Below are 21,746 nucleotides of genomic sequence, written 5' to 3' on the forward strand. Positions count from 1 at the left end.
CCACGGCGTTTCCCGCTTTAATAGCGCCTGCCTTCAACGCTGTCTATGGAATGCCCCATGCCTTTCTCCAATGGATTTCTCCTCAGTCTTTCCCTGTGCCTGGATATCGGCATCGCCAATATCGCCATGATCACCCTGGCCATGCAGCGCGGCTTTCTCCAGGGGTTCTGGCTGGGGCTGGGCACCTGTGTGGGCGATCTGGTCTACGCGTTGGCGGCCCTGGCCGGGATGACCGTGCTGCTGCAGTTCGAGGCCGTGCGCTGGGTGTTGTGGGTGGGCGGGTCGATGATGTTGATCTGGTTTGCGCTGAAGATGCTGCTGGCCGCCTGGCGCGGGGAGGGGCATCTGCAACCGGGCGAGGTGGTGGTGGAATCGTCCTGGCGCGAGTTTGTCCGCGGGATCGTACTGGCGATGTCGTCACCCAGCGCCATCCTCTGGTTTGCCGCGGTGGGCGGGGTGCTGATTTCCCGTTCCGGTGGTGGCAGCCTGATGGAAGCCGGATTGTTCCTGTCCGGCTTTTTCGCCGCCGGGCTGCTCTGGTGCCTGTCGCTGTGCCTGATTGCCAGTCACGGCGGGCGCTTGCTGGGTGAGCGGCTGCTGACCTGGTCCTACCTGCTCTCGGCGGCGATTTTCTGCTACTTCGCGGTGTACGTGATTGTCTCCGGTTATCGGGAATTCATCCTCGCCGTGCCGGCTGCCACAGCGGGTCTATAATCAGTCGGGGCACCCGTGCGCAGGTGCCGTCAGGCCGGAGGATCTTTGCGATGAAAGGTCTTGATGCAAAAAAAATGGCCAAGAAAAAGCCCCTGAAAACCGCTGAGGAAAAACGCGCCGCCAAACGTGCAAAACGTGCGGCCGCCAGTGGTTTCCTTCCATGACAACGACCTGGAGCCCCGCGAGGGGCTCTTGTTTGATTAAGGCAAAGGAAATGTCCGACCCGATTCAATCCGCCATTCGCCCCGTACGCTTCGACGTCGCCGCCCCGCTGGTCATCGCCGGTCTCGGTGGACGCTTCAAGCAGTCCACGATCAGCAAGATTCCTCACCTGTGGCAGCGCTTCGAGCCTTACATCGGTCGGGTGCCGGGGCAGTGCTCGGACTTCACCTATGGCGTGTGCTGCAATGCCGACGGCAAGGGCAATTTCGATTACATCGCCGGCGTTGAAGTAAAGAACGTCGAGTTGCTGCCGGCCGATTTTCAGCACATCGAACTCACGCCCCAGCGTTATGCGGTGTTCGAGCACCATGGCAGCCTCGACCACCTCAAGGATACCTTCCAGGCCATCTGGCACGACTGGCTGCCGGTTTCTGGCGAGCGGGCCGCGCAGGCCCCGGAATTCGAGCGCTATGGCAAGAATTTCGATCCGTTCGACAGCCACAGCGTCATGGAGATCTGGTTGCCGCTCGAGCCTCGCTAGGTGCAGGTCGGTCACTTTTTTCAGCGCTGCTGTCGATTCCTTGCACCCTCATTCGACCATCTGTGAATGCGCCGTACCGATCGGCGCTCCACACCTGTCGACGCACCGAGGACACGACCATGAGCAGCGCCGCCGAACACGAAATTCGTCAACTGATCGAGCAATGGATCCCGACCGTTCGCAGCCGGGACGTCGACGCCATCACCGCCCCTTACGCCGACAACATCCGCGCCTTCGATGCGGTCAAGGCCCTGCAGTTCCAGGGCAAGGCCGCCTACCGCGCCCACTGGCAGGCCTGTATGGAGCATTGCCCCGGCGAGATGGTCTTCGAGGTGGAGCAGTTGCAGATCCAGGCCACGCCGGAACTGGCCATTGCTCATTGGCTCAACCGCTGCGGCCCGGCCACCCCGGAAGGCGGTGAGGACCAAAGCTGCTACATGCGCGTCACCGTCGGCTACCAGCGTATCGGCGGGCAATGGCAAGTGATTCACGAGCACTGGTCGGCGCCTTTCGACATGGAGTCCGGAGCTGCCCTGTTTTCGCTCAAACCTTGAAATTAAAGCGACAGGTCTTACGCCAAATCGCGCTTTCCCTGATGGTGCGATTAGCAGTCATAGTTCACTTTCCGCCCTGGAGATGACAGATGAAATATCTGTGCCTGGTCTACTGTGAAGAGGGGCTGCTGCACAGCCTGCCCGACAGCCCTGCCGATGCCGAGTGCATGGCCTATGCCGAGTCGATCCAGGGTAGCGGGCGCATGCTGGCCGCCGAAGCGCTCAAGCCCGTACAGACCGCGACCACGGTGCGCGTGCGCGGTGGGCACATGAGCCTGACGGACGGCCCTTTTGCCGAAACCAAGGAGCAACTGGCCGGCTTCTACCTGGTCGATGCGCGCGACCTCAACGAGGCGCTGAACATCGCCAAGGGTATACCTGCCGCCCGGGTCGGCAGCGTTGAAGTGAGGCCGGTCCGCGAACTGCAACCCTGAGCCGAGGGAGACCATCACGATGAGCCTTTATCCGCCCGGGGCGGCGCAGTACGAGCTTTCCCTCACCCGCCTGATCGATGCGCCGCGCAGCAAGGTGTTCCGGGCCTGGACCGAACCTGAGCTGCTGGCGCAATGGTGGGGCCCCAACGGCATGTCCACGCCGGTGTGTGAAATGCAGTTGTGGGTGGGTGGGCTGTTTCGCACCGTGATGCAGGCTCCGGATGGCACCGAATACCCGAACCAGGGGGTGTTCCTGGAGATCGTCGCGCCCGAACGGATTGTCTTCACCGATGCCTTCGGCCCGGGCTGGGTGCCATCGAACAGGGCATTCATGACCGTGGTGGTGACCTTCGAGGATGTCCAGGGCAAGACCCGCTACACCGCGCGCGCCTGGCACTGGAATGCCACCGATTGCCTGGCCCATGAGGAAATGGGCTTTCATCGCGGCTGGGGCGAAAGCCTCGACCGGCTGGTGGACCTGGTGATCCACAAGATGCCCGGCGGATGACGACGCTGGCGCAGGTGCGGGCCGAGGTCGAGTCGGTCTATCAGCGCGAATCACGACGCATCCTGGCAACGCTTATCCGTCTGCTGGGCGACTTCGACCTGGCCGAGGAAGCCATGCACGAAGCCTTCTTCGTGGCCGTGGAGCGTTGGCGGCGAGATGGCATTCCTGCCAATCCCCGGGCCTGGCTTGTGTCTACCGGGCGCTTCAAGGCTATTGACGGGATACGCCGACGCGCCCGTTTCGACCGCTCCCAGGTGCAGTTGATGATGGCCCTCGAGGCACTGGAGGAGGATGAGGTGGAGCATGAAGAGCTTGAGGACGATCGCCTGCGTCTGATCTTCACCTGCTGTCACCCGGCACTGGCCGCCGACGCCCAGGTGCCGCTGACCTTGCGCGAGGTCTGCGATCTGACCACCGAGGAAATCGCCCGGGCCTTCCTGCAAAGCCCGGCCACCATTGCCCAGCGCATCGTGCGCGCCAAGGCCAAGATCCGCGATGCGCAGATACCCTATCAAGTGCCATCGCTGGGCGAATTGCCCGAGCGCCTGGACAGCGTGCTGCGGGTCATCTACCTGGTGTTCAATGAGGGCTATTCGGCGTCTTCGGGCGACAGCCTAATGCGCAATGACCTGAGCGATGAAGCCATTCGCCTGGGCCGGCTGTTGCAGCAACTGCTGCCAGACCCCGAAGTACTTGGCCTGCTGGCGCTGATGCTGCTGCAAGCCTCGCGGCAGCAGGCGCGCAGCGATGAAAACGGCGAGTTGATCCTGCTCGACGAACAGGACCGCAGCCTGTGGAACCGCGCGCTGATCGCCGAGGGCAGTCAACTGGTGCAGCAGGCGTTGCGCAGCCGGCAACTGGGCGTGTACAGCCTGCAGGCGGCCATCGCCGCCGTGCATGCGCAGGCCGCCAGTGCCGAGCAGACCGACTGGACAGAAATCGTTGGTTTGTACGATGTGCTGCTGCAGGGCTGGCCGTCACCGGTGGTGGAGCTCAATCGCGCCGCTGCCCTGGCGCGCCGTGATGGTCCCCTGGCAGGCCTGGATGCGATAGAGGCGATTCTGGCCCGTGGCCAGTTGCAGGATTACCACCTGGCCCATGCCGCCCGTGCCGAACTCTGTCGGCAACTGGGGCGGCCGGAGCAGGCGCGGGCGGCCTATCAGACCGCGCTGGGCCTGACCGCCCAGGGCGCCGAACGGCGCTTTATCGAGCGCCGCCTGCGCGAGCTGTAAACCTTAGCCGATGCTGATCGGTGGCGGGCTGACCAGGTCGACGACCTGCTGCTTGCGTGGTGCGAGAATCTCGGCTTCGCCTTCGACCACCAGTTCGTCTTTCTGGTTGTACACATTGGTGGCAATGCGCACTTTGAACTTGGGCAGCTTCTCCAGGATTTCCAGGCGCACGGTCAGGGTGTCGCCGATCTTCACCGGCTTCTGGAAGCTCATCTTCTGACCCAGGTAGATGGTGCCCGGGCCAGGCAGTTCGCAGGCCACCGCGGCGCTGATCAGGGCGCCACTGAACATGCCGTGGGCGATACGCTCCTTGAACATGCTCTTGGCGGCGAACTCGGCATCCAGGTGCACCGGGTTGTGGTCACCGGACATCGCCGCGAACAGCTGGATGTCGCGTTCTTCGACGGTCTTGCTGAAACTGGCGGTCTGGCCGACTTCAAGGGCTTCGTAGGGCGTGTTGGTGACCTGGGTCATCGATTCGGTTCCTGTAGGCGCGGGGGCGGCCGTCATTCGCTGCGGGCAGGGCGGCCAAGGGCCAGGGCCTGTTCCAGCCAGTCGATGATGGCGGCCGTGACCTCGTCACGGTTGGTTTCATTGAGCAGTTCATGTCGCGCTTGCGGGTACAGCTGCAACTGCACATGCTGGTTGCCGGCCAGGCGCAAAGCACCGGCCAGATCCTTGAGACGCTTGCCGGCACTGACCGGATCACATTCGCCGCCCATGACCAGGATCGGCAGGTTCGGATCGATCTGTTTGAGGTTGGCGGGCCGGCTGATCTGCTCCAGGCCCATCAGTAGGTCGATCCACAGGCGGTTGCTGCAGCGAAAGCCGCACAGCGGGTCGGCCACGTAGCGGTCGACTTCGCTGCTGTCGCGGCTCAGCCAGTCGAACGGCGTGCGATTGGGTTTGAAGGCCTTGTTGAAGGAGCCGAACGACAACCAGTCGATCAGTGCGCTGTGGCCCAGCGGGCCCTGGCGCCAGGACTCGAAGCGGGCGATCACGCAGGCGGTGCGGTACAGCGCCGGCGGCTGGAAGTTCGAGCCACTGAGAATCGCGCCCTGCAGGCTGGCGCCGTGGTGCATGAGGTAGGCCTGGGCAATGTAGCTGCCCATGCTGTGACCGAACAGGAACACCGGTGTGCCGGGGTACAGCAGGCCGATATGCTGGCTGAGCAGGCCCAGGTCGTTGATCACCGTACTCCAGCCGTTGTGCCGGGCGAACAGGCCCAGGGTACCGAGTTCGGCAGTACGGCCGTGGCCACGTTGGTCGTGGGCGAACAAGGCAAACCCGGCAGCGCACAAGGCTTCGCCCAGGCGCTGGTAGCGACCTGCGTGCTCGGCCATGCCGTGGGCCAGTAACACCACCGCCTTGATCGGTGTGTCCGGCAGCCACTGGTAGACATACAGGTTGCTGTGATCGCAGGTCGGTAGCCAGAACGCATCGTGGTGCATGGCGGGTCCTTGTGCACGCGGAACGGTGAGTCAGCACAGTGTATAACCCAAGCATGCAATCGAAAGGCGGCCACAAACAAGATTCACAATGTTAATGACAGCCCTTGGCGTATTTGCCACCTGCGGCATACCTGCTAACGTCGGCAAAGTACCCTCTTCGCCAAGAAGGCCAGGGGGGCCGGAACGGCTCAGGTATGAGGACAAGAATAAATGCAAGCTGATTTCTGGAATGACAAGCGCCCCGCAGGCGTTCCTTCGCTCATAGACATGAATGCTTACAAGTCTGTGGTCGAAGTGTTCGAACGCTCCTGCAAGAAGTTCGCTGACCGCCCGGCGTTCAGCAACCTGGGGGTGACCCTGAGCTATGCCGAGCTGGAACGCCATTCCGCGGCCTTTGCCGCCTACCTGCAGCAGCACACCGATCTGGTGCCGGGCGACCGCATTGCGGTGCAGATGCCCAACGTGCTGCAGTACCCCATCGCTGTATTCGGTGCCATGCGCGCCGGGCTGATCGTGGTCAACACCAACCCGCTGTACACCGCGCGGGAGATGCGTCACCAGTTCAAGGATTCCGGGGCGCGCGCACTGGTCTACCTGAACATGTTCGGCAAGCTGGTGGAGGAAGTGTTGCCTGACACCAACATCGAATTTCTCATCGAAGCGCGGATGGGCGACATGCTGCCGGCGGCCAAGGGCTGGCTGGTCAACACCCTGGTAGCCAAGGTCAAGAAGATGGTGCCGGCCTACCACCTGCCCCAGGCCGTGCCGTTCAAGACCGCCCTGGCACAGGACCGTGGCCAGTCGCTGCGGCCGGTGGCGCAGAGCCTCGACAACGTCGCCGTGCTGCAATACACCGGCGGCACCACGGGGCTGGCCAAGGGCGCGATGCTGACCCACGGCAACCTGGTGGCCAACATGCTCCAGGTGCTGGCCTGTTTTTCCCAGCACGGCCCGGATGGCCAGCGGCTGATCAAGGAAGGCCAGGAGGTGATGATCGCGCCGCTGCCGCTCTACCATATCTATGCCTTCACCGCGAACTGCATGTGCATGATGGTGACCGGCAACCACAACGTGCTGATCACCAACCCGCGGGACATCCCCGGCTTTGTCAAAGAGCTGAAGAAGTGGCGGTTTTCCGCGCTGATCGGGCTCAACACCCTGTTCGTCGCGCTGATGAACCATCCGAAATTCAAGGAGCTGGATTTCTCGGCGCTGAAGGTCACCAACTCCGGCGGCACCGCACTGGTCACGGCCACCGCCGAGCGCTGGGAAGCCCTGACCGGTTGCCGCATTGTCGAAGGCTATGGCCTGACCGAGACGTCGCCGGTCGCCAGCACCAACCCGTATGGGCAACTGGCGCGCCTGGGTACCGTGGGCATTCCGGTGCCGGGCACCGCGTTCAAGGTGATCGACGATGAGGGCATTGAGCAACCGTTCGGCGAGCGCGGCGAGTTGTGCATCAAGGGCCCGCAGGTGATGAAGGGCTACTGGCAGCATCCCGAGGCCACGGCCGAGGCGCTGGACAGCGAAGGCTGGTTCAAGACCGGCGATATCGCGGTGATCGACCCCGATGGTTTCACCCGGATTGTCGATCGCAAGAAGGACATGATCATCGTCTCGGGTTTCAACGTGTACCCCAACGAGATCGAGGAAGTGGTCATGGGCCACCCGCAAGTGGCCAACTGCGCGGTGATCGGCATCCCCGACGAGCGTTCCGGCGAGGCAGTGAAACTGTTCGTGGTGCCGCGGGAGGGCGGGGTCAGCCTTGAAGAGCTCAAGTCCTACTGCAAGGCCAATTTCACCGGCTACAAGGTGCCCAAGCACATTGTGGTGCGCGATTCCTTGCCGATGACGGCGGTGGGCAAGATCCTGCGCCGCGAGCTGCGCGACATCGCCTGATCGTTGCCTCTGTAGGAGCGGGCTTGCCCCGCGATGGGTTCGCACAAACCCATCGCGGGGCAAGCCCGCTCCTACAAATCCCGTCTTTTAGATTGTTTACTCTAAAAATGACTACGATATAATCAAGAGTCATTTTTATGACTGTTTGGGCTGCTTTAGCTCTAGGCGACCCCTGGCAAAGCTGCTACTCTCGGCCCGCTTTCGATTATCAGGTTTGCAATAAACCGTAATCTCATATCAATAATAATCGCATCGACTGCGGTGAAGAATTCGCTGTTGCTGAAGGAGTGGGCTTCCATGATCGAAAATTTTTGGAAGGATAAGTACCCAGCCGGGATTGCGGCGCAAATCAATCCTGACGAGTACCCGAACATCCAGGCAGTGCTGAAACAGTCCTGCCAACGCTTTGCTGATAAACCAGCCTTTAGCAACCTGGGCAAAACCATTACCTACGGCGAGCTGTACGAGCTGTCGGGGGCGTTTGCCGCCTACCTGCAGCAGCACACCGACCTGCAACCTGGCGATCGCATCGCCGTGCAACTGCCCAACGTCCTGCAGTACCCGGTCGCCGTGTTCGGCGCCTTGCGGGCCGGCCTGATCGTGGTCAACACCAACCCGTTGTATACCGCGCGGGAAATGGAGCACCAGTTCAACGATGCCGGCGCCAAGGCGCTGGTGTGCCTGGCCAACATGGCGCATCTGGCCGAGAAGGTGGTGCCCAAGACCCAGATCAAGCACGTTATTGTCACCGAAGTGGCCGATATGCTGCCACCGGTAAAACGCCTGTTGATCAACAGCGTGATCAAGTACGTGAAGAAAATGGTGCCGGCCTACCACCTGCCCAAGGCGATCAAGTTCAATGATGTGTTGAGCAAGGGCGCCGGCCGGCCGGTCAAGGAAGCCAGCCCGGACAGCAATGATGTGGCCGTGCTGCAGTACACCGGCGGCACCACCGGGGTGGCCAAGGGCGCGATGCTGACCCACCGCAACCTGGTGGCCAACATGCTGCAGTGCCGGGCGCTGATGGGCTCGAACCTCAATGAAGGTTGCGAGATCCTGATCACGCCGCTGCCGCTGTACCACATCTATGCCTTCACCTTCCATTGCATGGCGATGATGCTGATCGGCAACCACAACATCCTGATCAGCAACCCGCGCGACCTGCCGGCAATGGTCAAGGAACTGTCGAAGTGGAAGTTCAGCGGCTTTGTCGGCCTGAACACCTTGTTCGTTGCCCTGTGCAACAACGAGACCTTCCGCAAGCTGGATTTCTCCGGGCTGAAGATCACCCTGTCGGGCGGCATGGCCCTGCAGATGAGCGTGGCCGAGCGCTGGAAGGCGGTCACCGGTTGCGCCATCTGCGAAGGCTACGGCATGACCGAGACCAGCCCGGTGGCGGCGGTGAACCCGGCCGAGCAGAACCAGATCGGCACTATCGGCATTCCGGTGCCGTCGACCCTGTGCAAGGTCATCGACGACGCCGGTGTCGAACTGCCGCTGGGTGAAGTCGGTGAGCTGTGCGTGAAGGGGCCGCAGGTGATGAAGGGCTACTGGCAGCGCCAGGATGCCACCAACGAGATCCTCGACAGCGAAGGCTGGTTGAAGACCGGTGACATCGCCCTGATCCAGCCTGACGGCTACATGCGCATCGTCGACCGCAAGAAAGACATGATCCTGGTCTCCGGTTTCAACGTCTATCCGAACGAGCTCGAAGATGTGCTGGCAGCACTGCCGGGCGTGTTGCAGTGCGCGGCTATCGGTGTGCCTGACGAGAAGTCCGGCGAAGTGATCAAGATCTTCATCGTCGCCAAGCCAGGGGTGACCCTGACCAAGGAGCAGGTGATGGAGCACATGCGCGCCAATGTCACCGGCTACAAGGTGCCGCGTTACGTCGAGTTCCGCGAGGCGCTGCCGACCACCAACGTCGGCAAGATCCTGCGCCGTGAACTGCGTGATGAAGAACTGAAAAAGCTGGGCCTGAAGAAGATCGCCTGAGGCCCGGGCTTCGTGGGAGCGGGCTTGCCCCGCGATCGCGGTGTGTCAGCCACATCGCTTCGCGGGGCAAGCCCGCTCCCACCGCGATTGGCCTCAGCGCAATTTCTCCAGCATCTGGTAGTACCACATCCCCGCCGCCAGCAGCGGATTGCCCAGCACATCGCCCATGGGCACCTTGATGTGCTTGCAGCCGGCGAAGGTATCGAACTTCTCCAGCGTCCCGGTCAGCGCCTCGGCCATGATCTCGCCCATGATGTGGCTGGTGGCGATGCCATGCCCGGAATACCCCTGGCAGTACCAGACATTGTCCGACAGCTTGCCCAGCTGCGGAATGCGGTTGACCACGATGCCCATGGCGCAACTCCACTGGAACTCGATCGGAACGCCCTTGAGCGCCGGAAAGGTGCGCTCGATGCACGGCCGCAATTCACCAGCGATATCCCGCGAGTCACGCCCCGAGTAGTTGGCGCCACCGCCGAACAGCAGGCGACCATCGGCCGTCAGGCGATAGTAGTCGAGGACGAAACGGCAGTCGTATACCGCCAGGTCATGGGGGTTGATCTGCGCTGCCAGCTCGCCCAGCGGCGCGGTGGTGACGATGCCGCCCATGGCTGGGAAGATCTTGCCCTTGAGCTGGCGTTTTTCCAGTTTGTGGTAGACGTCGCCGGCCAGCATGATCTGCTTGGCCTCGACCCGCCCCTGGGCGGTGACCACGGCAGGTTGCGGGCCATGGACGATGTCCAGCACTTCGGAGTTTTCGAAGATCAGCGCGCCCAGGCCATGGGCCGCACGGGCTTCGCCGAGGCACAGGTTGAGCGGGTGCAGGTGCAGGTTGCGCAGGTTTTTCAGCGCACCCAGGTACAGCGGGCTTTGCAGGTGCTGCGCCATGTCCTGGCGATCGAGCAACTGCACCTGATCACCCATGCCGCGGCGCCGCGCCTCGGCTTCGAATGAACGCAGTTCGTCCATGTGCGAGGCTTTCATCGCCGCATGCAAGTGACCGCGCTTGAGGTCGCAGGCGATGCCGTAGCGTTCCACCCGCTGCTCGATGATCTGGTGCCCGCGCCAGCGCAGGTGCCAGATGAAGTCATCGACGTCATCGCCGAGCTTGTCGCGCATCTGCTTGCGCATGGCTTCATCGCCGGACAGGCTGCCGGTGACCTGGCCGCCGTTGCGCCCGCTGGCGCCCCAGCCGATGCGATTGGTTTCGACGATGGCGACCTTCAGGCCACGTTCGGCCAGCTCGACGGCACTGGCCACACCGGTAAATCCGCCGCCGATGATGGCCACGTCGACCTTCACGGTGCCCTTGAGGGTGGGGTACTGGGTGCTGTCATTGAGGCTGGCGGTGTAGTAGGAGGCGCTGCGCTGGGCAGTGCCGGCATTCACGGCTGCGTTCATAAAAAATCCTGGGTGCAAAAATAAAGGGATCAGGCCTGGGTCAGGTACCAGCGCCAGTCCTGTTCGCCGACTTCGGCCATGAACTGACGGTATTCGGCACGCTTGACCGCCAGGTAGACGCCGAGAAAGGCCTCGCCAAAGGCTTCCCTTGCCCAGTCCGAAGCCTCCAGGGCCTTGAGCGAGGTCAGCCAGTCGGTGGGCAGCAATTGCTTGGCCTGGGCGTAGCCGTTGCCTTCGACCGGTGCACCCGGGTCGAGCTGCTGGCGGATGCCCTGGTGCAGGCTGGCGAGGATCGCGGCAGCGGCCAGGTACGGGTTGGCGTCGGCGCCGCAGATGCGGTGTTCGATGTGCCGGCTGTTGGCCGGGCCACCCGGCACCCGCAGGCTCACGGTGCGGTTGTCGACGCCCCAGGTCGGCGCCAGCGGCGCATAGCTGTTGGCCTGGAAGCGGCGGTAGGAGTTGGCGTTGGGGCAGAACAGCAGCAACGAGTCGAGCAGGTGCTTGAGCATACCCGCCACCGACTGGCGCAGCAGCGGTGTGCCAGCCTTGTCTTCGCTGGCATAGAGGTTGTTGCCCTGGGCATCGGCCAGGCTCACATGCATGTGCATGCCGGTGCCGGCCAGGTGATCGAACGGCTTGGCCATGAAACAGGCCTGCATACCGTGCTTGTTGGCCACCCCCTTGACCAGGCGCTTGTAGCGCACCGCCTGGTCCATGGCCAGCAGGGCATCGCCATGCTCTAGGGTGATTTCCACCTGGCCCGGGGCATACTCGGAAATCGCTGTGCGTGCCGGAATACCCTGCGCCTTGCAGGCGGCATAGAGGTCGGCGAGGAACGGCTCGATCTGTTCCAGTTCCCGCAGGCCATACACCTGGGTGCCGCGAGGGCGGCCGCCGTCGCTGTCCAGCGCCGGTTGTGGCCGGCCCTGCGCATCGCGTTTCTGATCGAGCAGGTAGAACTCCAGCTCGCAGGCCATCACCGGGTGGTAACCATCGGCCTTGAGCGCATCGATGACCTTGACCAGCAGGTGGCGTGGGTCGGCGATGCTCGCCGGCATGCCCTCGGTCGGGTGCATGCTGACCTGCACCGCAGCGGTGGGAATCTGCCGCCAGGGCAGGCGCACCAGGCTGTTCTCCAGGGGGTAGGCGCGGCAGTCGATATCGCCGACGTCCCACACCAGTCCGGAGTTCTCCACATCGTCGCCATTGAGGGTCAGGCCCAGGATGGTGCTGGGCAGCGGCCGTCCGCTTTCATACACCGCCAGCAGCTCTTCGCGGTGCAGCAGCTTGCCGCGTGGCACGCCGTTGGCGTCGAGGATGAACAGTTCGATCATCTCGATATCGGGGTTGGCGGCCAGGAAGGTTCGGGCCTGCTCGATGGGGGCAAATTGCATGGGGCTCTCGCTCGCGCCGTCAGGCGCACAGGACTGTCTTCACCAGTATGGCGGCAGTCATCGACAAGGAAAGTCGGCCAGACGCTGGCCGCACGGTTCAGTGCGAAGCGAGGAGGGCGTCCGGTGGGCGGGCATGGCGGCAGTGCCACAAGGCCCAGAAGGCGAGAATGATGTGCACCAGCGGGTTTTCGCCAGAGCGCGCCCGCACCTTCGGGAACGAAGGGCGCAACAACGGGCGGGGCAAACGCAGGGGCGAAGTCATGCCTCGATACTCCCATGCCGGTGAAGGTTCATTAAATCAGCCTTTGTATACCTTCAGATCAATCCTGGCTAAACAAAGAACGCCTTTGCCACGACCGTGCCGAGGCCGGGCAAATCTGCGACAATCCCAGCCCTTCCTATGCCGATCATGTAAAAGCAGGCTCACCTGCACGACTAAAAAGCGCCCCATGACTGACCACGCCATCGATCAACTGCTGAAAAACCTCGACCACGCCATGATTGCCGAGCGCCATCGCCTGCGCCGGCAACTGCACGAACTGCGCAAGCGCCCGGACGAGGCCAAGCTTGCGCAGTGGGTCGACAAGGTCCAGGCATCCTGCGCCCAGGTCACTGCGCGCAAGGCCAGCGTGCCGAGCATCCGTTACGACGACAGCCTGCCGATTGCGGCCAAGCGTGACGAGATCAAGAAGGTGCTGGCCGAGCATCAGGTGCTGATCATCGCCGGTGAAACCGGCTCGGGCAAAACCACCCAGTTGCCGAAGATCTGCCTGGAGCTGGGGCGTGGCCAGCACGGCCTGATCGCCCATACCCAGCCCCGGCGGATCGCGGCGCGTAGCGTCGCCACCCGGGTCGCCGAAGAGCTGGGTACACCATTGGGCGCGCTGGTCGGCTACCAGGTGCGCTTCGAAGACCAGAGCGACGCCAACACCCTGGTCAAGCTGATGACCGACGGCATCCTGCTGGCCGAAACCCAGCACGACCGCTTTCTCGAACGCTACGACACCATCATCGTCGACGAAGCCCACGAACGCAGCCTGAACATCGACTTCCTGCTCGGCTACCTCAAGACCCTGCTGCCTCGTCGCCCGGACCTGAAGGTGATCATCACCTCGGCGACCATCGACCTTGAGCGCTTCTCCAAGCACTTCGACGATGCGCCGATCATCGAAGTGTCCGGCCGCACCTACCCGGTGGAAACCTGGTACCGGCCGTTGACCAGCGAGCAGGACGAGGAGGGCAACCGGGTCGAAGACGACCTGACCGTGGACCAGGCGATTCTCGCCACCCTCGACGAAATCGCCGCCCATGAGCGCGGCCAGGGCAAGGGCCCGGGTGATGTGCTGGTGTTCCTGCCCGGCGAGCGCGAGATTCGCGACGCCGCCGAGATGCTGCGCAAGGCCCAGTTGCGCCACACCGAGATCCTGCCGCTGTACGCGCGCCTGTCGCCGGCCGAGCAGCAGAAGATTTTCCAGTCCCATCCGGGGCGGCGCGTGGTGCTGGCGACCAACGTCGCCGAAACCTCGCTGACGGTGCCGGGCATTCGTTATGTGATCGACAGCGGCACCGCGCGGATCAGCCGCTACAGCTACCGCGCCAAGGTCCAGCGCCTGCCCATCGAGGCGGTGTCCCAGGCCAGTGCCAACCAGCGTAAAGGCCGTTGCGGGCGGGTCGAACCGGGCATCTGCGTGCGCCTGTACAGCGAAGAGGATTTCAACGCACGGCCGGCGTTCACCGATCCGGAGATCCTGCGTACCAACCTCGCGGCGGTGATCCTGCAGATGCTCCATCTGCGCCTGGGTGAAATCGACGCCTTTCCCTTTATCGAGCCGCCGGATGGCAAAGCCATCAGCGACGGCTTCAACCTGTTGCAGGAGCTCTCGGCGGTCAACCGCGAGAACCAGCTGACACCACTGGGCCGGCAACTGGCGCGCCTGCCGGTCGACCCACGCCTGGGGCGCATGCTGCTCGAAGGTGCCAAGCAGGGCAGCCTCAATGAAGTGTTGATCGTCGCCAGCGCCCTGTCGGTGCAGGACCCGCGCGAGCGTCCGCCGGAGCGCCAGCAGGCCGCCGACCAGGCGCATGCGCAGTGGAAGGATGCCGATTCCGACTTCGCCGCCCTGGTCAACCTGTGGCGCGGCTTCGAAGAACAACGCCTGGCCCTGACCGCCAGCCCGCTGCGCAACTGGTGCCGGAAGAATTTCCTCAACTACCTGCGCCTGCGCGAATGGCGCGATGCGCACCGCCAGTTGAGCCTGATCTGTCGCGATCTGCAGTTGAGCATCAACAAGGACCCGGCCGATTTCCCGAAACTGCACAAGGCGATCCTCTCCGGCCTGCTCAGCCAGATCGGCCAGAAGACCGAAGACGGCGACTACCTCGGTGCCCGTCAGCGACGCTTCTGGGTGCATCCGTCCTCGGGCCTGGGCAAGAAGCGGCCACAGTGGATCATGACCGCCGAACTGGTCGAAACCACCAAGCTCTACGCGCGCATGGTGGCCAAGATCGAGCCGGACTGGATCGAGCCGTTGGCCACCCACCTGGTCAAGAAGAACCACTTCGAGCCGCACTGGGAGAAGAAGCGCGGCCAGGTGGTGGCCTATGAACAGGTCACCCTTTATGGCCTGATCGTGGTCGGCCGTCGCCCGGTGCATTTCGGGCCGATCGACCCGGTGATGTCCCGCGAGCTGTTTATCCGCGAGGCGCTGGTGGGCGGTGAAATCCAGTCCCGGGCCAAGTGCCTGAGCGCCAATCGCAACCTGCTCGAACAACTCGACGAACTGGAAGCCAAGGCCCGGCGTCGCGACATCCTCGCCGACGACGAAACCCTTTACGGCTTCTACGAGGCGCGCTTGCCGGCCGAGATCCACCAGACCGCGACCTTCGACAGTTGGTACCGGGTCAACAGCCAGAAAGATCCGCAGCTGCTGATCATGCGCGAGGAAGACGTGCTGGCCCGCGAGGCCAGCGAGGTCACGGCGGCGCAGTACCCCGACACCTTGCGCCTGGGCGACTTGAGCCTGGCCCTGAGTTATCACTTCGAACCCAATCATCCGCGCGACGGTGTCACGGTGCGGGTACCGGCGCCATTGTTGCCGAGCCTGCCGGGCGAACGCCTGGAGTGGCTGGTGCCGGGCCTGCTCGAAGCCAAGTGCATCGCCCTGGTGCGCAACCTGCCCAAGGCCCTGCGCAAGAACTTCGTGCCGGTACCGGACTTCGTCAAGGCCGCCCTGCAACGCATGACCTTTGCCGAAGGCTCCTTGCCCCAGGCCCTGGGCCGCGAACTGCTGCGCATGACCGGGGCACGAGTCAGCGATGAGGCCTGGGCCGAAGCCGCAGGACAAGTCGATAACCACCTGAAGATGAACCTGGAAGTGGTCGACGGGCGCGGCAAGTTCCTTGGCGAAGGCCGCGACCTGGCGGAACTGACCGCGCGCTTTGCCGCCGCCAGCCAGGCCGCACTGGCCGTGCCGCAGACCGAAAAGAGCCAGCAGCCGGTGCAGGCCAAGGCCTTCGCCCAGGTGGCCGAGACCGCCCAGCAGAAGATCGCCGGGCTGTCGATGACGGTCTATCCGGCCTTGGTGGAGGAAAATGGCACGGTCAAGGAAGGGCGTTTCTCGACCCAGGCCGAAGCCGAGTTCCAGCACCGGCGCGCCTTGCAGCGCCTGCTGCTGCAGCAACTGGCCGAGCCGGCCAAGTTCCTGCGCGGCAAGTTGCCCGGCCTTACCGAGCTTGGCCTGCTGTACCGCGAACTGGGGCGTATCGAGGCGTTGGTCGAGGATATCCTTTTGGCCAGCCTCGACAGCTGCATCCTCGACGGTGAAAGCAACCTGCCACGCGATGGTGCCGGCCTGGCCTCGCTGGCCGAGCGCAAGCGCGGCAGCTGGACCGAGCACGCCGAACGCCTGGCGCGCCTGACCCTGGAGATCCTCAAGCTCTGGCATGGGTTGCAGAAGCGCTTCAAGGGCAAGATCGACCTGGCCCAGGCCGTGGCGCTCAACGACATCAAGCAGCAACTGGGCAACCTGGTGTACCCGGGCTTTGTCCGTGAAACTCCGATGCTGTGGCTCAAGGAGATGCCGCGCTACCTCAAGGCCGTCGAACTGCGCCTGGAGAAACTGGGCAGCCAGGTCCAGAAGGACCGGGTCTGGAGCGGCGAGCTGGGTAATCTCTGGACGCAGTACAAGACCCGCGCCGACAAGCACGCCCAGGAAGGCAAGCGCGATGCACATCTGACGCTGTACCGCTGGTGGCTGGAGGAGTATCGGGTGTCCTTGTTCGCCCAGCAGCTGGGCACCAAGGTGCCGGTTTCCGACAAGCGACTGAACAAGCAGTGGAGTCAGGTAGAAGCCTAGAGACCTTTATTTGTGGCACACTTGGCCGATATATGACCGCTGCCTGCCCGGCAGCGGTGTTTAACCAATGAGAGGCCCCGCGGCGATCCCGCACGGGGGTTATTGCCTGCACAAATTGGTACGTTCGTACCATTTTCGAATCGAACAGGCCGCTGCCCGACCGGCATCGGCCCCTGAACAGAGGAACGACCGTGCATAACGTCGTCATCAGCGGCACCGGCCTGTACACCCCGGCCAACAGCATCTCCAACGAGGAGCTGGTGGATTCCTTCAATGCCTATGTGCAGCAGTTCAACGCTGACAACGCCCAGGCCATCGAGCGTGGCGAAGTCCAGGCCCTGGCTGAGTCCAGCGCCGCCTTCATCGAAAAGGCCTCGGGGATCAAGAGCCGCTTCGTCATGGACAAGGACGGCATCCTCGACCCGCAGCGCATGAAGCCACGCTTGCCGGAGCGTTCCAACGACGAGCCGTCGATCCTCTGCCAGATGGCCGTGGCGGCTGCCGAGCAGGCCCTGCAACGGGCCGGGCGCACGGCGGCCGACGTCGATGCGGTGATCGTCGCCTGTTCCAACCTGCAGCGCCCGTACCCGGCCATTGCCATCGAAGTGCAGCAGGCCCTGGGCATCAACGGCTTCGGCTTCGACATGAACGTCGCCTGCTCTTCGGCCACCTTCGGCATCCAGACCGCCTGCAACAGCGTGCAACTGGGCCAGGCCCGCGCCGTACTGGTGATCAGCCCGGAAATCTGCACCGGCCACCTGAATTTCCGCGACCGCGACAGCCACTTCATCTTCGGTGACGCGGCGACTGCCGTGCTGGTCGAGCGGGCTGACCTGGCGACCTCCGCCCATCAGTTCGACATCGTCAGCACCAAGCTGCTGACCCAGTTCTCCAACAACATCCGCAACAACTTCGGCTTCCTCAACCGCGCCGCCGAAGAGGGCATCGGTGCTCCGGACAAGCTCTTCGTCCAGGAAGGTCGCAAGGTGTTCCGCGAAGTCTGCCCGATGGTCGCCGAGCTGATCGGCCAGCACCTGGCCGAGAACAACCTCAACGTCAGTGACGTCAAGCGCTTCTGGCTGCACCAGGCCAACTTGAGCATGAACCACCTGATCGTCAAGAAGCTGCTGGGCCGCGATGCGCTGGAAGAAGAGGCACCGGTGATCCTCGACAGCTACGCCAACACCAGCTCGGCCGGCTCGGTGATCGCCCTGCACAAGCACCAGGACGACCTGGCCAAGGGCGCGCTGGGTGTGCTCAGTTCGTTCGGCGCCGGTTATTCCATCGGTAGCGTGATCCTGCGCAAGCGCTGATCGACCTGCGAACCGTCACACAACGCTGAGGCGGTTCTATCCAATGGCAAAGGGAATCGTTCCCCCGTGAATGTTCCCTTTGCTGATCGCCAAGCCTGTAACAAACTCCTCTAATCAGACTCTACCGGCACAACGACGGATGGATGGCGATGACAGGTGAAGAACAAGGCCGCTTGCTCGAGCGGCTGCTCAAGGGCGAGCAACAGGCTTTCAAGGAACTGGTCGATACCTATCAAGGAGCGATGCGCGCCGTGGCCTATGCCATTGTCGGCAGCCGCAACGCCGATGAGGTGGTGCAGGATGCCTGGTTGGCGGTGGTGCGCAACCTGGGCGGATTCCAGCAGCGTTCCAGCCTCAAGACCTGGCTGCTGACCATTACCGCCAACGCGGCCAAGACCCGTTACAAACACAACCGCCGGGAAGTGCTGCTCGACGACCTGCCCGCGCCCCATGGCAGCATCGGCGACGAGCGTTTTGCCAGCGACGGCCACTGGTTGCTGGCGCCTTCAGCCTGGCACGAAGACAGCCCTGAAGCCTTGCTCAGCCAGGACGAGCTGCGTAAGTGCCTGGAGCACACCTTGCTCAGCCTGTCGGAGCTGCAAAGCAGCGTCCTGGTGTTGCGCGAACGCCAGGGGCTGGAACTGGAACAGATCTGTAATCTTCTCGATATCTCGCTCTCCAATGTCCGCGTGCTGCTGCACCGGGCACGGCTGAAGGTCTTCGCGACCCTGGAACACTTCGAGGAAACCGGCCAATGCTGACCTGCAAGGAACTAGTCGCCCGCTCCAGCGACTTCGTCGATGAACAACTGAACCTGGGCGAGCGCCTGATGGTGCGTCAGCACCTGCTGTTCTGCCGAAACTGCCGGCGCTTCATCAAGCAGCTGCAACTGGCCCAGGCCACCGTGCGGGCCATGCCGCCAGCACCGGAGCCCGGTAGCGCGGCGCTGGCCGAGCGTCTGTCGCGCGAGCAGCGGGGCGCGAACAAGCCCTGAACGACGACTGGAAGGCGCTGCAATGGCGTTTTCCGGCTTATTTCGTTTGGAAGTAAAAAAGTTCCGTTGTCATAAAACATTTATATAAAAGCCACTGATCTGACATAACCCCCCGCCAAGATTCCTCCCCAGCACAAGTGGCCCTGGCCGCGTGTTTTTCCAACACTTTCAAGACCATACAGTAGGGGAGCTACTTCGATGATCCGTAAGCACTTCGCAGGTTTCGCAGCCAGCGCCTTGGCCATGGCCGTAACCGCCCAGGCTTTCGCGGGTACCGTAACCACCGACGGCGCCGATATCGTAGTCAAGACCAAAGGTGGCCTCGAGGTCGCTACTACCGACAAGGAATTCAGCTTCAAGCTGGGCGGTCGTGTCCAGGCCGACTACAGCCGCTTCGACGGTTTCTACACCAACAACGGCAACACTGCCGACGCCGGTTACTTCCGCCGTGCCTACCTGGAGCTGGGTGGTGTGATGTACACCGACTGGGCCTACCAGATCGCCTACGACTTCTCGCACAACTCCGGCGGTGACAACCGCAGCGAAGACGGTTACTTCGACGAAGCCTCGCTGGCCTACAACGGCTTCAAGCCGGTGCAGATCAAGGTCGGTCGTTTCGACCCTGAGTTCGGTCTGGAAAAGGCCACCAGCTCCAAGTGGGTCACCGCCCAGGAGCGTACCGCCGCCTACGACCTGGTGGACTGGACCAACGCCCACAACGGCGGCATGGGCCTGCAGGTATCGGGTAACGCCGGTGAGTCGCTGTACGGTTCGGTCGGTGTGTTCGCCAAGGACGCCACCAACCAGGACAAGGATGGCGACAGCACCAAGCAGTTCAACCTGCGCGGCGTATTCGCCCCGATGCACGAAACCGGCAATGTCCTGCACTTCGGTATCAACTACGCCCAGCGCGATCTGTCCGACACCGCATTCGACGGCCGTATCCGCAGCCGCCTGGGCATGCGTGGCGTGAGCACCGACGGTGGCCAGGATGCCGGCAGCAACGGCAACCGCCTGCTGCTCGGCGGCCAGAACAACACCCCGGTCGGTGCCTACGACACCGACATGGCCTGGAACCTGGAAGCCGCCTGGGCCATGGGGCCATTCTCGGTACAGGGCGAATACATCAAACGTGACACCGAGGCTGACAGCGCTGCCTTCTCCGACATCAAGTCCGAAGGCTACTACGGTCAACTGGCCTACACCCTCACCGGTGAAGCCCGTGGCTACAAACTCGGCAAGTTCGACAGCATCAAGCCGTCGAACAAGCAGATCGGCGCCTGGGAAGTGTTCTACCGCTACGATCACCTGAGCACCGACGATGACAACGGCGCGTTCGCCAACATCGACGATGTCGAAGGCAAGGTGCACAACGTCGGTCTGAACTGGTACGCCAACGAGTCGATCAAACTCAGCGGCGTGTACGTCAAGTCCAAGGTCGACAACGCCGAAAACGCTGCCGGCGACGACAGCGGCGATGGTTTCGTCATGCGCGCGCAATACGTGTTCTAAGCAACACCGCTGCTGTGGGAGCGAGCTTGCCTCGCGATTGCGATTTGCCCGACAAAACGCAATCGCGGGGCAAGCCCGCTCCCACTGGGCTTTTTTTCGCGCGCCTGACGAGGCAGACTGCGCCAATGCCTACCCTGACCTTGTCTCACCTCGCCGATCTTGCCCCACAGCACTGGGATGCCCTGGTGCCGGGGGAGCAACCCTTTTTGCGCCATGCCTTCCTGAGCAGCCTGGAAGACAGTGGCAGCGTTTCTTCGCGCACAGGCTGGACTCCGGCCCATCGGTTGTTGACCGATACCGCGGGTCAGTTACTGGCCGCGTTGCCGGCCTATGTGAAGAGCCATTCCTATGGCGAGTATGTCTTCGACCATGGCTGGGCTGATGCCTGCGAGCGGGCGGGAATTGCGTACTACCCGAAACTGCTTTGCGCCGTGCCGTTTTCCCCGGTGACCGGTGCGCGGCTGCTGGGTAATCCCGAGGCGGCCGCCGAGCTGGTCGACCAGCTGACTGCAGAATTGTTCGAGCAGGGGCTGTCAGGCGCTCACATCAATTTCACCGATGAGCACGGCGATGCCGTGATGCGGGGGCGTGAGGGCTGGATGGAGCGCCTTGGCTGTCAGTTTCACTGGCGCAACCAGGGCTACCGGGACTTCCAGGACTTCCTCGACAGCCTCAGCTCGCGCAAGCGCAAGCAGATGCGCAAGGAGCGTGAGCAGGTGGCGGGGCAGGGAATCGAATTTCGCTGGTACCGCGGCGATGAGCTGAGCGAGGCACAGTGGGACTTCGTCTTTGCCTGCTATGCCAATACCTACGCCGTGCGCCGTCGTGCGCCGTACCTGACGCGCTCGTTCTTCAGCCTGCTGGCCGAGCGCATGCCTCAAGCGATCCGGGTGGTCATGGCGCGCCAGGCCGGACGCGACGTGGCCATGGCCTTCAGCCTGGTGGGCGGCGACAGCCTGTATGGCCGCTACTGGGGCTGTGTGGATGAATTCGACCGGCTGCATTTCGAAACCTGCTTCTACCAGGGCATGGACTTCGCCATCGCCGAAGGCCTGCAGCGCTTCGATGCCGGGGCGCAGGGCGAGCACAAGCTGATCCGGGGCTTTGAGCCGGTGATTACCCGCTCCTGGCATTACCTGCTGCACCCGGGCTTGCGCCGGGCGGTGGTGGAGTTCCTTGAACAGGAGCGGGCGGGGGTGATGGCGTATGCCGAGGAGGCCAGGGCGGCGTTGCCGTACCGCCAGGCTTGATGACCCTGTGGGAGTGGCGGTGCGACGATTCGACTTG

19 protein-coding genes are annotated in these 21,746 nt (G+C 63.1%); 14 read left to right on the top strand and 5 right to left on the bottom strand.

Going from position 1 to position 21,746, the window contains the following annotated elements; translation table 11 throughout:
* Positions 1-57 precede the first annotated feature (57 nt).
* From M2D63_RS14930 to M2D63_RS14955, 6 genes are all read left to right on the top strand, one after another.
* The gene (locus M2D63_RS14930) at positions 58-714 is read left to right on the top strand and encodes a LysE family translocator (protein WP_285863709.1); all 657 of its coding nucleotides are present in this window, start codon (positions 58-60) and stop codon (positions 712-714) included.
* Between the two features lie 214 nt (positions 715-928).
* Positions 929-1,417 (top strand): GyrI-like domain-containing protein, encoded by a 489-nt coding sequence (locus M2D63_RS14935; RefSeq protein ID WP_285863711.1) that lies wholly within the window; start codon positions 929-931, stop codon positions 1,415-1,417.
* A 119-nt stretch (positions 1,418-1,536) separates the two neighbouring features.
* Positions 1,537-1,971: a nuclear transport factor 2 family protein gene (locus M2D63_RS14940; protein ID WP_285863712.1), complete on the top strand. Its 435-nt coding sequence runs from the start codon at positions 1,537-1,539 to the stop codon at positions 1,969-1,971.
* Positions 1,972-2,060: 89 nt separating this feature from the next.
* Positions 2,061-2,405, top strand: a complete 345-nt coding sequence (locus M2D63_RS14945; RefSeq protein WP_285863713.1) for a YciI family protein — start codon at positions 2,061-2,063, stop codon at positions 2,403-2,405.
* A gap of 19 nt (positions 2,406-2,424) precedes the next feature.
* Positions 2,425-2,913, top strand: a complete 489-nt coding sequence (locus M2D63_RS14950) for an SRPBCC family protein (protein WP_285863714.1) — start codon at positions 2,425-2,427, stop codon at positions 2,911-2,913.
* On the top strand, positions 2,910-4,145 hold the full coding sequence (locus M2D63_RS14955; RefSeq protein WP_285863715.1) for an RNA polymerase sigma factor: 1,236 nt from the start codon (positions 2,910-2,912) through the stop codon (positions 4,143-4,145). Before M2D63_RS14950 ends, M2D63_RS14955 begins: the two co-directional genes overlap by 4 nt.
* Before the next feature lie 3 nt (positions 4,146-4,148).
* Here M2D63_RS14955 and M2D63_RS14960 read toward each other — a convergent pair whose 3' ends face one another.
* Both M2D63_RS14960 and M2D63_RS14965 read right to left on the bottom strand, forming a co-directional pair.
* Complete coding sequence (locus tag M2D63_RS14960) at positions 4,149-4,619, bottom strand: MaoC family dehydratase (RefSeq protein ID WP_285863716.1); 471 nt, start codon at positions 4,617-4,619, stop codon at positions 4,149-4,151.
* A gap of 32 nt (positions 4,620-4,651) precedes the next feature.
* Positions 4,652-5,596: an alpha/beta hydrolase gene (locus M2D63_RS14965; RefSeq protein WP_285863717.1), complete on the bottom strand. Its 945-nt coding sequence runs from the start codon at positions 5,594-5,596 to the stop codon at positions 4,652-4,654.
* A 210-nt stretch (positions 5,597-5,806) separates the two neighbouring features.
* Between M2D63_RS14965 and fadD2 the strand changes: the two genes are divergently transcribed.
* Both fadD2 and fadD1 read left to right on the top strand, forming a co-directional pair.
* Positions 5,807-7,495: a long-chain-fatty-acid--CoA ligase FadD2 gene (fadD2, locus tag M2D63_RS14970; protein ID WP_285863718.1), complete on the top strand. Its 1,689-nt coding sequence runs from the start codon at positions 5,807-5,809 to the stop codon at positions 7,493-7,495.
* A gap of 297 nt (positions 7,496-7,792) precedes the next feature.
* Entirely contained in the window at positions 7,793-9,490 is a 1,698-nt protein-coding gene (gene fadD1 / locus M2D63_RS14975) for a long-chain-fatty-acid--CoA ligase FadD1 (RefSeq protein ID WP_285863719.1), read from the top strand.
* Between the two features lie 93 nt (positions 9,491-9,583).
* On the opposite strand, the gene M2D63_RS14980 is transcribed toward fadD1, so the two are convergent.
* The 3 genes from M2D63_RS14980 to M2D63_RS14990 all read right to left on the bottom strand — a co-directional run bounded on the left by M2D63_RS14980 (position 9,584) and on the right by M2D63_RS14990 (position 12,547).
* Positions 9,584-10,891 (bottom strand): FAD-binding oxidoreductase, encoded by a 1,308-nt coding sequence (locus M2D63_RS14980; protein ID WP_285863720.1) that lies wholly within the window; start codon positions 10,889-10,891, stop codon positions 9,584-9,586.
* A 29-nt stretch (positions 10,892-10,920) separates the two neighbouring features.
* Positions 10,921-12,285, bottom strand: a complete 1,365-nt coding sequence (locus tag M2D63_RS14985) for a glutamine synthetase family protein (RefSeq protein WP_285863721.1) — start codon at positions 12,283-12,285, stop codon at positions 10,921-10,923.
* A 97-nt stretch (positions 12,286-12,382) separates the two neighbouring features.
* A complete protein-coding gene (locus tag M2D63_RS14990; protein WP_285863722.1) occupies positions 12,383-12,547 on the bottom strand; it encodes a hypothetical protein in 165 nt (54 codons plus the stop codon).
* Positions 12,548-12,734: 187 nt separating this feature from the next.
* On the opposite strand from M2D63_RS14990, the gene hrpA reads away from it, so the two are divergent.
* The 6 genes from hrpA to M2D63_RS15020 all read left to right on the top strand — a co-directional run bounded on the left by hrpA (position 12,735) and on the right by M2D63_RS15020 (position 21,709).
* Complete coding sequence (gene hrpA, locus M2D63_RS14995; protein WP_285863724.1) at positions 12,735-16,640, top strand: ATP-dependent RNA helicase HrpA; 3,906 nt, start codon at positions 12,735-12,737, stop codon at positions 16,638-16,640.
* A gap of 191 nt (positions 16,641-16,831) precedes the next feature.
* Positions 16,832-17,953 carry a beta-ketoacyl-ACP synthase III gene (locus M2D63_RS15000; RefSeq protein WP_285863725.1) on the top strand — a complete coding sequence of 374 codons (1,122 nt, stop codon included), beginning with the start codon at positions 16,832-16,834 and terminating at the stop codon, positions 17,951-17,953.
* Between the two features lie 149 nt (positions 17,954-18,102).
* Entirely contained in the window at positions 18,103-18,714 is a 612-nt protein-coding gene (locus M2D63_RS15005; protein WP_285863726.1) for an RNA polymerase sigma factor, read from the top strand.
* Positions 18,708-18,947, top strand: a complete 240-nt coding sequence (locus M2D63_RS15010; RefSeq protein WP_285863728.1) for an anti-sigma factor — start codon at positions 18,708-18,710, stop codon at positions 18,945-18,947. The genes M2D63_RS15005 and M2D63_RS15010 overlap by 7 nt, the downstream gene beginning before the upstream one ends.
* A gap of 198 nt (positions 18,948-19,145) precedes the next feature.
* On the top strand, positions 19,146-20,459 hold the full coding sequence (locus M2D63_RS15015) for an OprO/OprP family phosphate-selective porin (RefSeq protein ID WP_285863729.1): 1,314 nt from the start codon (positions 19,146-19,148) through the stop codon (positions 20,457-20,459).
* Positions 20,460-20,584: 125 nt separating this feature from the next.
* Positions 20,585-21,709 carry a GNAT family N-acetyltransferase gene (locus tag M2D63_RS15020; protein WP_285863730.1) on the top strand — a complete coding sequence of 375 codons (1,125 nt, stop codon included), beginning with the start codon at positions 20,585-20,587 and terminating at the stop codon, positions 21,707-21,709.
* Positions 21,710-21,746: the final 37 nt, after the last annotated feature.

The organism is Pseudomonas sp. BJa5 (genome assembly GCF_030272875.2).
Lineage (GTDB): Bacteria > Pseudomonadota > Gammaproteobacteria > Pseudomonadales > Pseudomonadaceae > Aquipseudomonas.

Bases quoted from the DNA above. Each gene is read 5' to 3' on its own strand.
- M2D63_RS14930 (WP_285863709.1), top strand. From the start codon at position 58: ATGCCTTTCTCCAATGGATTTCTCCTCAGTCTTTCCCTGTGCCTGGAT.
- M2D63_RS14935 (WP_285863711.1), top strand. From the start codon at position 929: ATGTCCGACCCGATTCAATCCGCCATTCGCCCCGTACGCTTCGACGTC.
- M2D63_RS14940 (WP_285863712.1), top strand. From the start codon at position 1,537: ATGAGCAGCGCCGCCGAACACGAAATTCGTCAACTGATCGAGCAATGG.
- M2D63_RS14945 (WP_285863713.1), top strand. From the start codon at position 2,061: ATGAAATATCTGTGCCTGGTCTACTGTGAAGAGGGGCTGCTGCACAGC.
- M2D63_RS14950 (WP_285863714.1), top strand. From the start codon at position 2,425: ATGAGCCTTTATCCGCCCGGGGCGGCGCAGTACGAGCTTTCCCTCACC.
- M2D63_RS14955 (WP_285863715.1), top strand. From the start codon at position 2,910: ATGACGACGCTGGCGCAGGTGCGGGCCGAGGTCGAGTCGGTCTATCAG.
- M2D63_RS14960 (WP_285863716.1), bottom strand. From the start codon at position 4,619: ATGACCCAGGTCACCAACACGCCCTACGAAGCCCTTGAAGTCGGCCAG.
- M2D63_RS14965 (WP_285863717.1), bottom strand. From the start codon at position 5,596: ATGCACCACGATGCGTTCTGGCTACCGACCTGCGATCACAGCAACCTG.
- fadD2 (WP_285863718.1), top strand. From the start codon at position 5,807: ATGCAAGCTGATTTCTGGAATGACAAGCGCCCCGCAGGCGTTCCTTCG.
- fadD1 (WP_285863719.1), top strand. From the start codon at position 7,793: ATGATCGAAAATTTTTGGAAGGATAAGTACCCAGCCGGGATTGCGGCG.
- M2D63_RS14980 (WP_285863720.1), bottom strand. From the start codon at position 10,891: ATGAACGCAGCCGTGAATGCCGGCACTGCCCAGCGCAGCGCCTCCTAC.
- M2D63_RS14985 (WP_285863721.1), bottom strand. From the start codon at position 12,285: ATGCAATTTGCCCCCATCGAGCAGGCCCGAACCTTCCTGGCCGCCAAC.
- M2D63_RS14990 (WP_285863722.1), bottom strand. From the start codon at position 12,547: ATGACTTCGCCCCTGCGTTTGCCCCGCCCGTTGTTGCGCCCTTCGTTC.
- hrpA (WP_285863724.1), top strand. From the start codon at position 12,735: ATGACTGACCACGCCATCGATCAACTGCTGAAAAACCTCGACCACGCC.
- M2D63_RS15005 (WP_285863726.1), top strand. From the start codon at position 18,103: ATGACAGGTGAAGAACAAGGCCGCTTGCTCGAGCGGCTGCTCAAGGGC.
- M2D63_RS15010 (WP_285863728.1), top strand. From the start codon at position 18,708: ATGCTGACCTGCAAGGAACTAGTCGCCCGCTCCAGCGACTTCGTCGAT.
- M2D63_RS15015 (WP_285863729.1), top strand. From the start codon at position 19,146: ATGATCCGTAAGCACTTCGCAGGTTTCGCAGCCAGCGCCTTGGCCATG.
- M2D63_RS15020 (WP_285863730.1), top strand. From the start codon at position 20,585: ATGCCTACCCTGACCTTGTCTCACCTCGCCGATCTTGCCCCACAGCAC.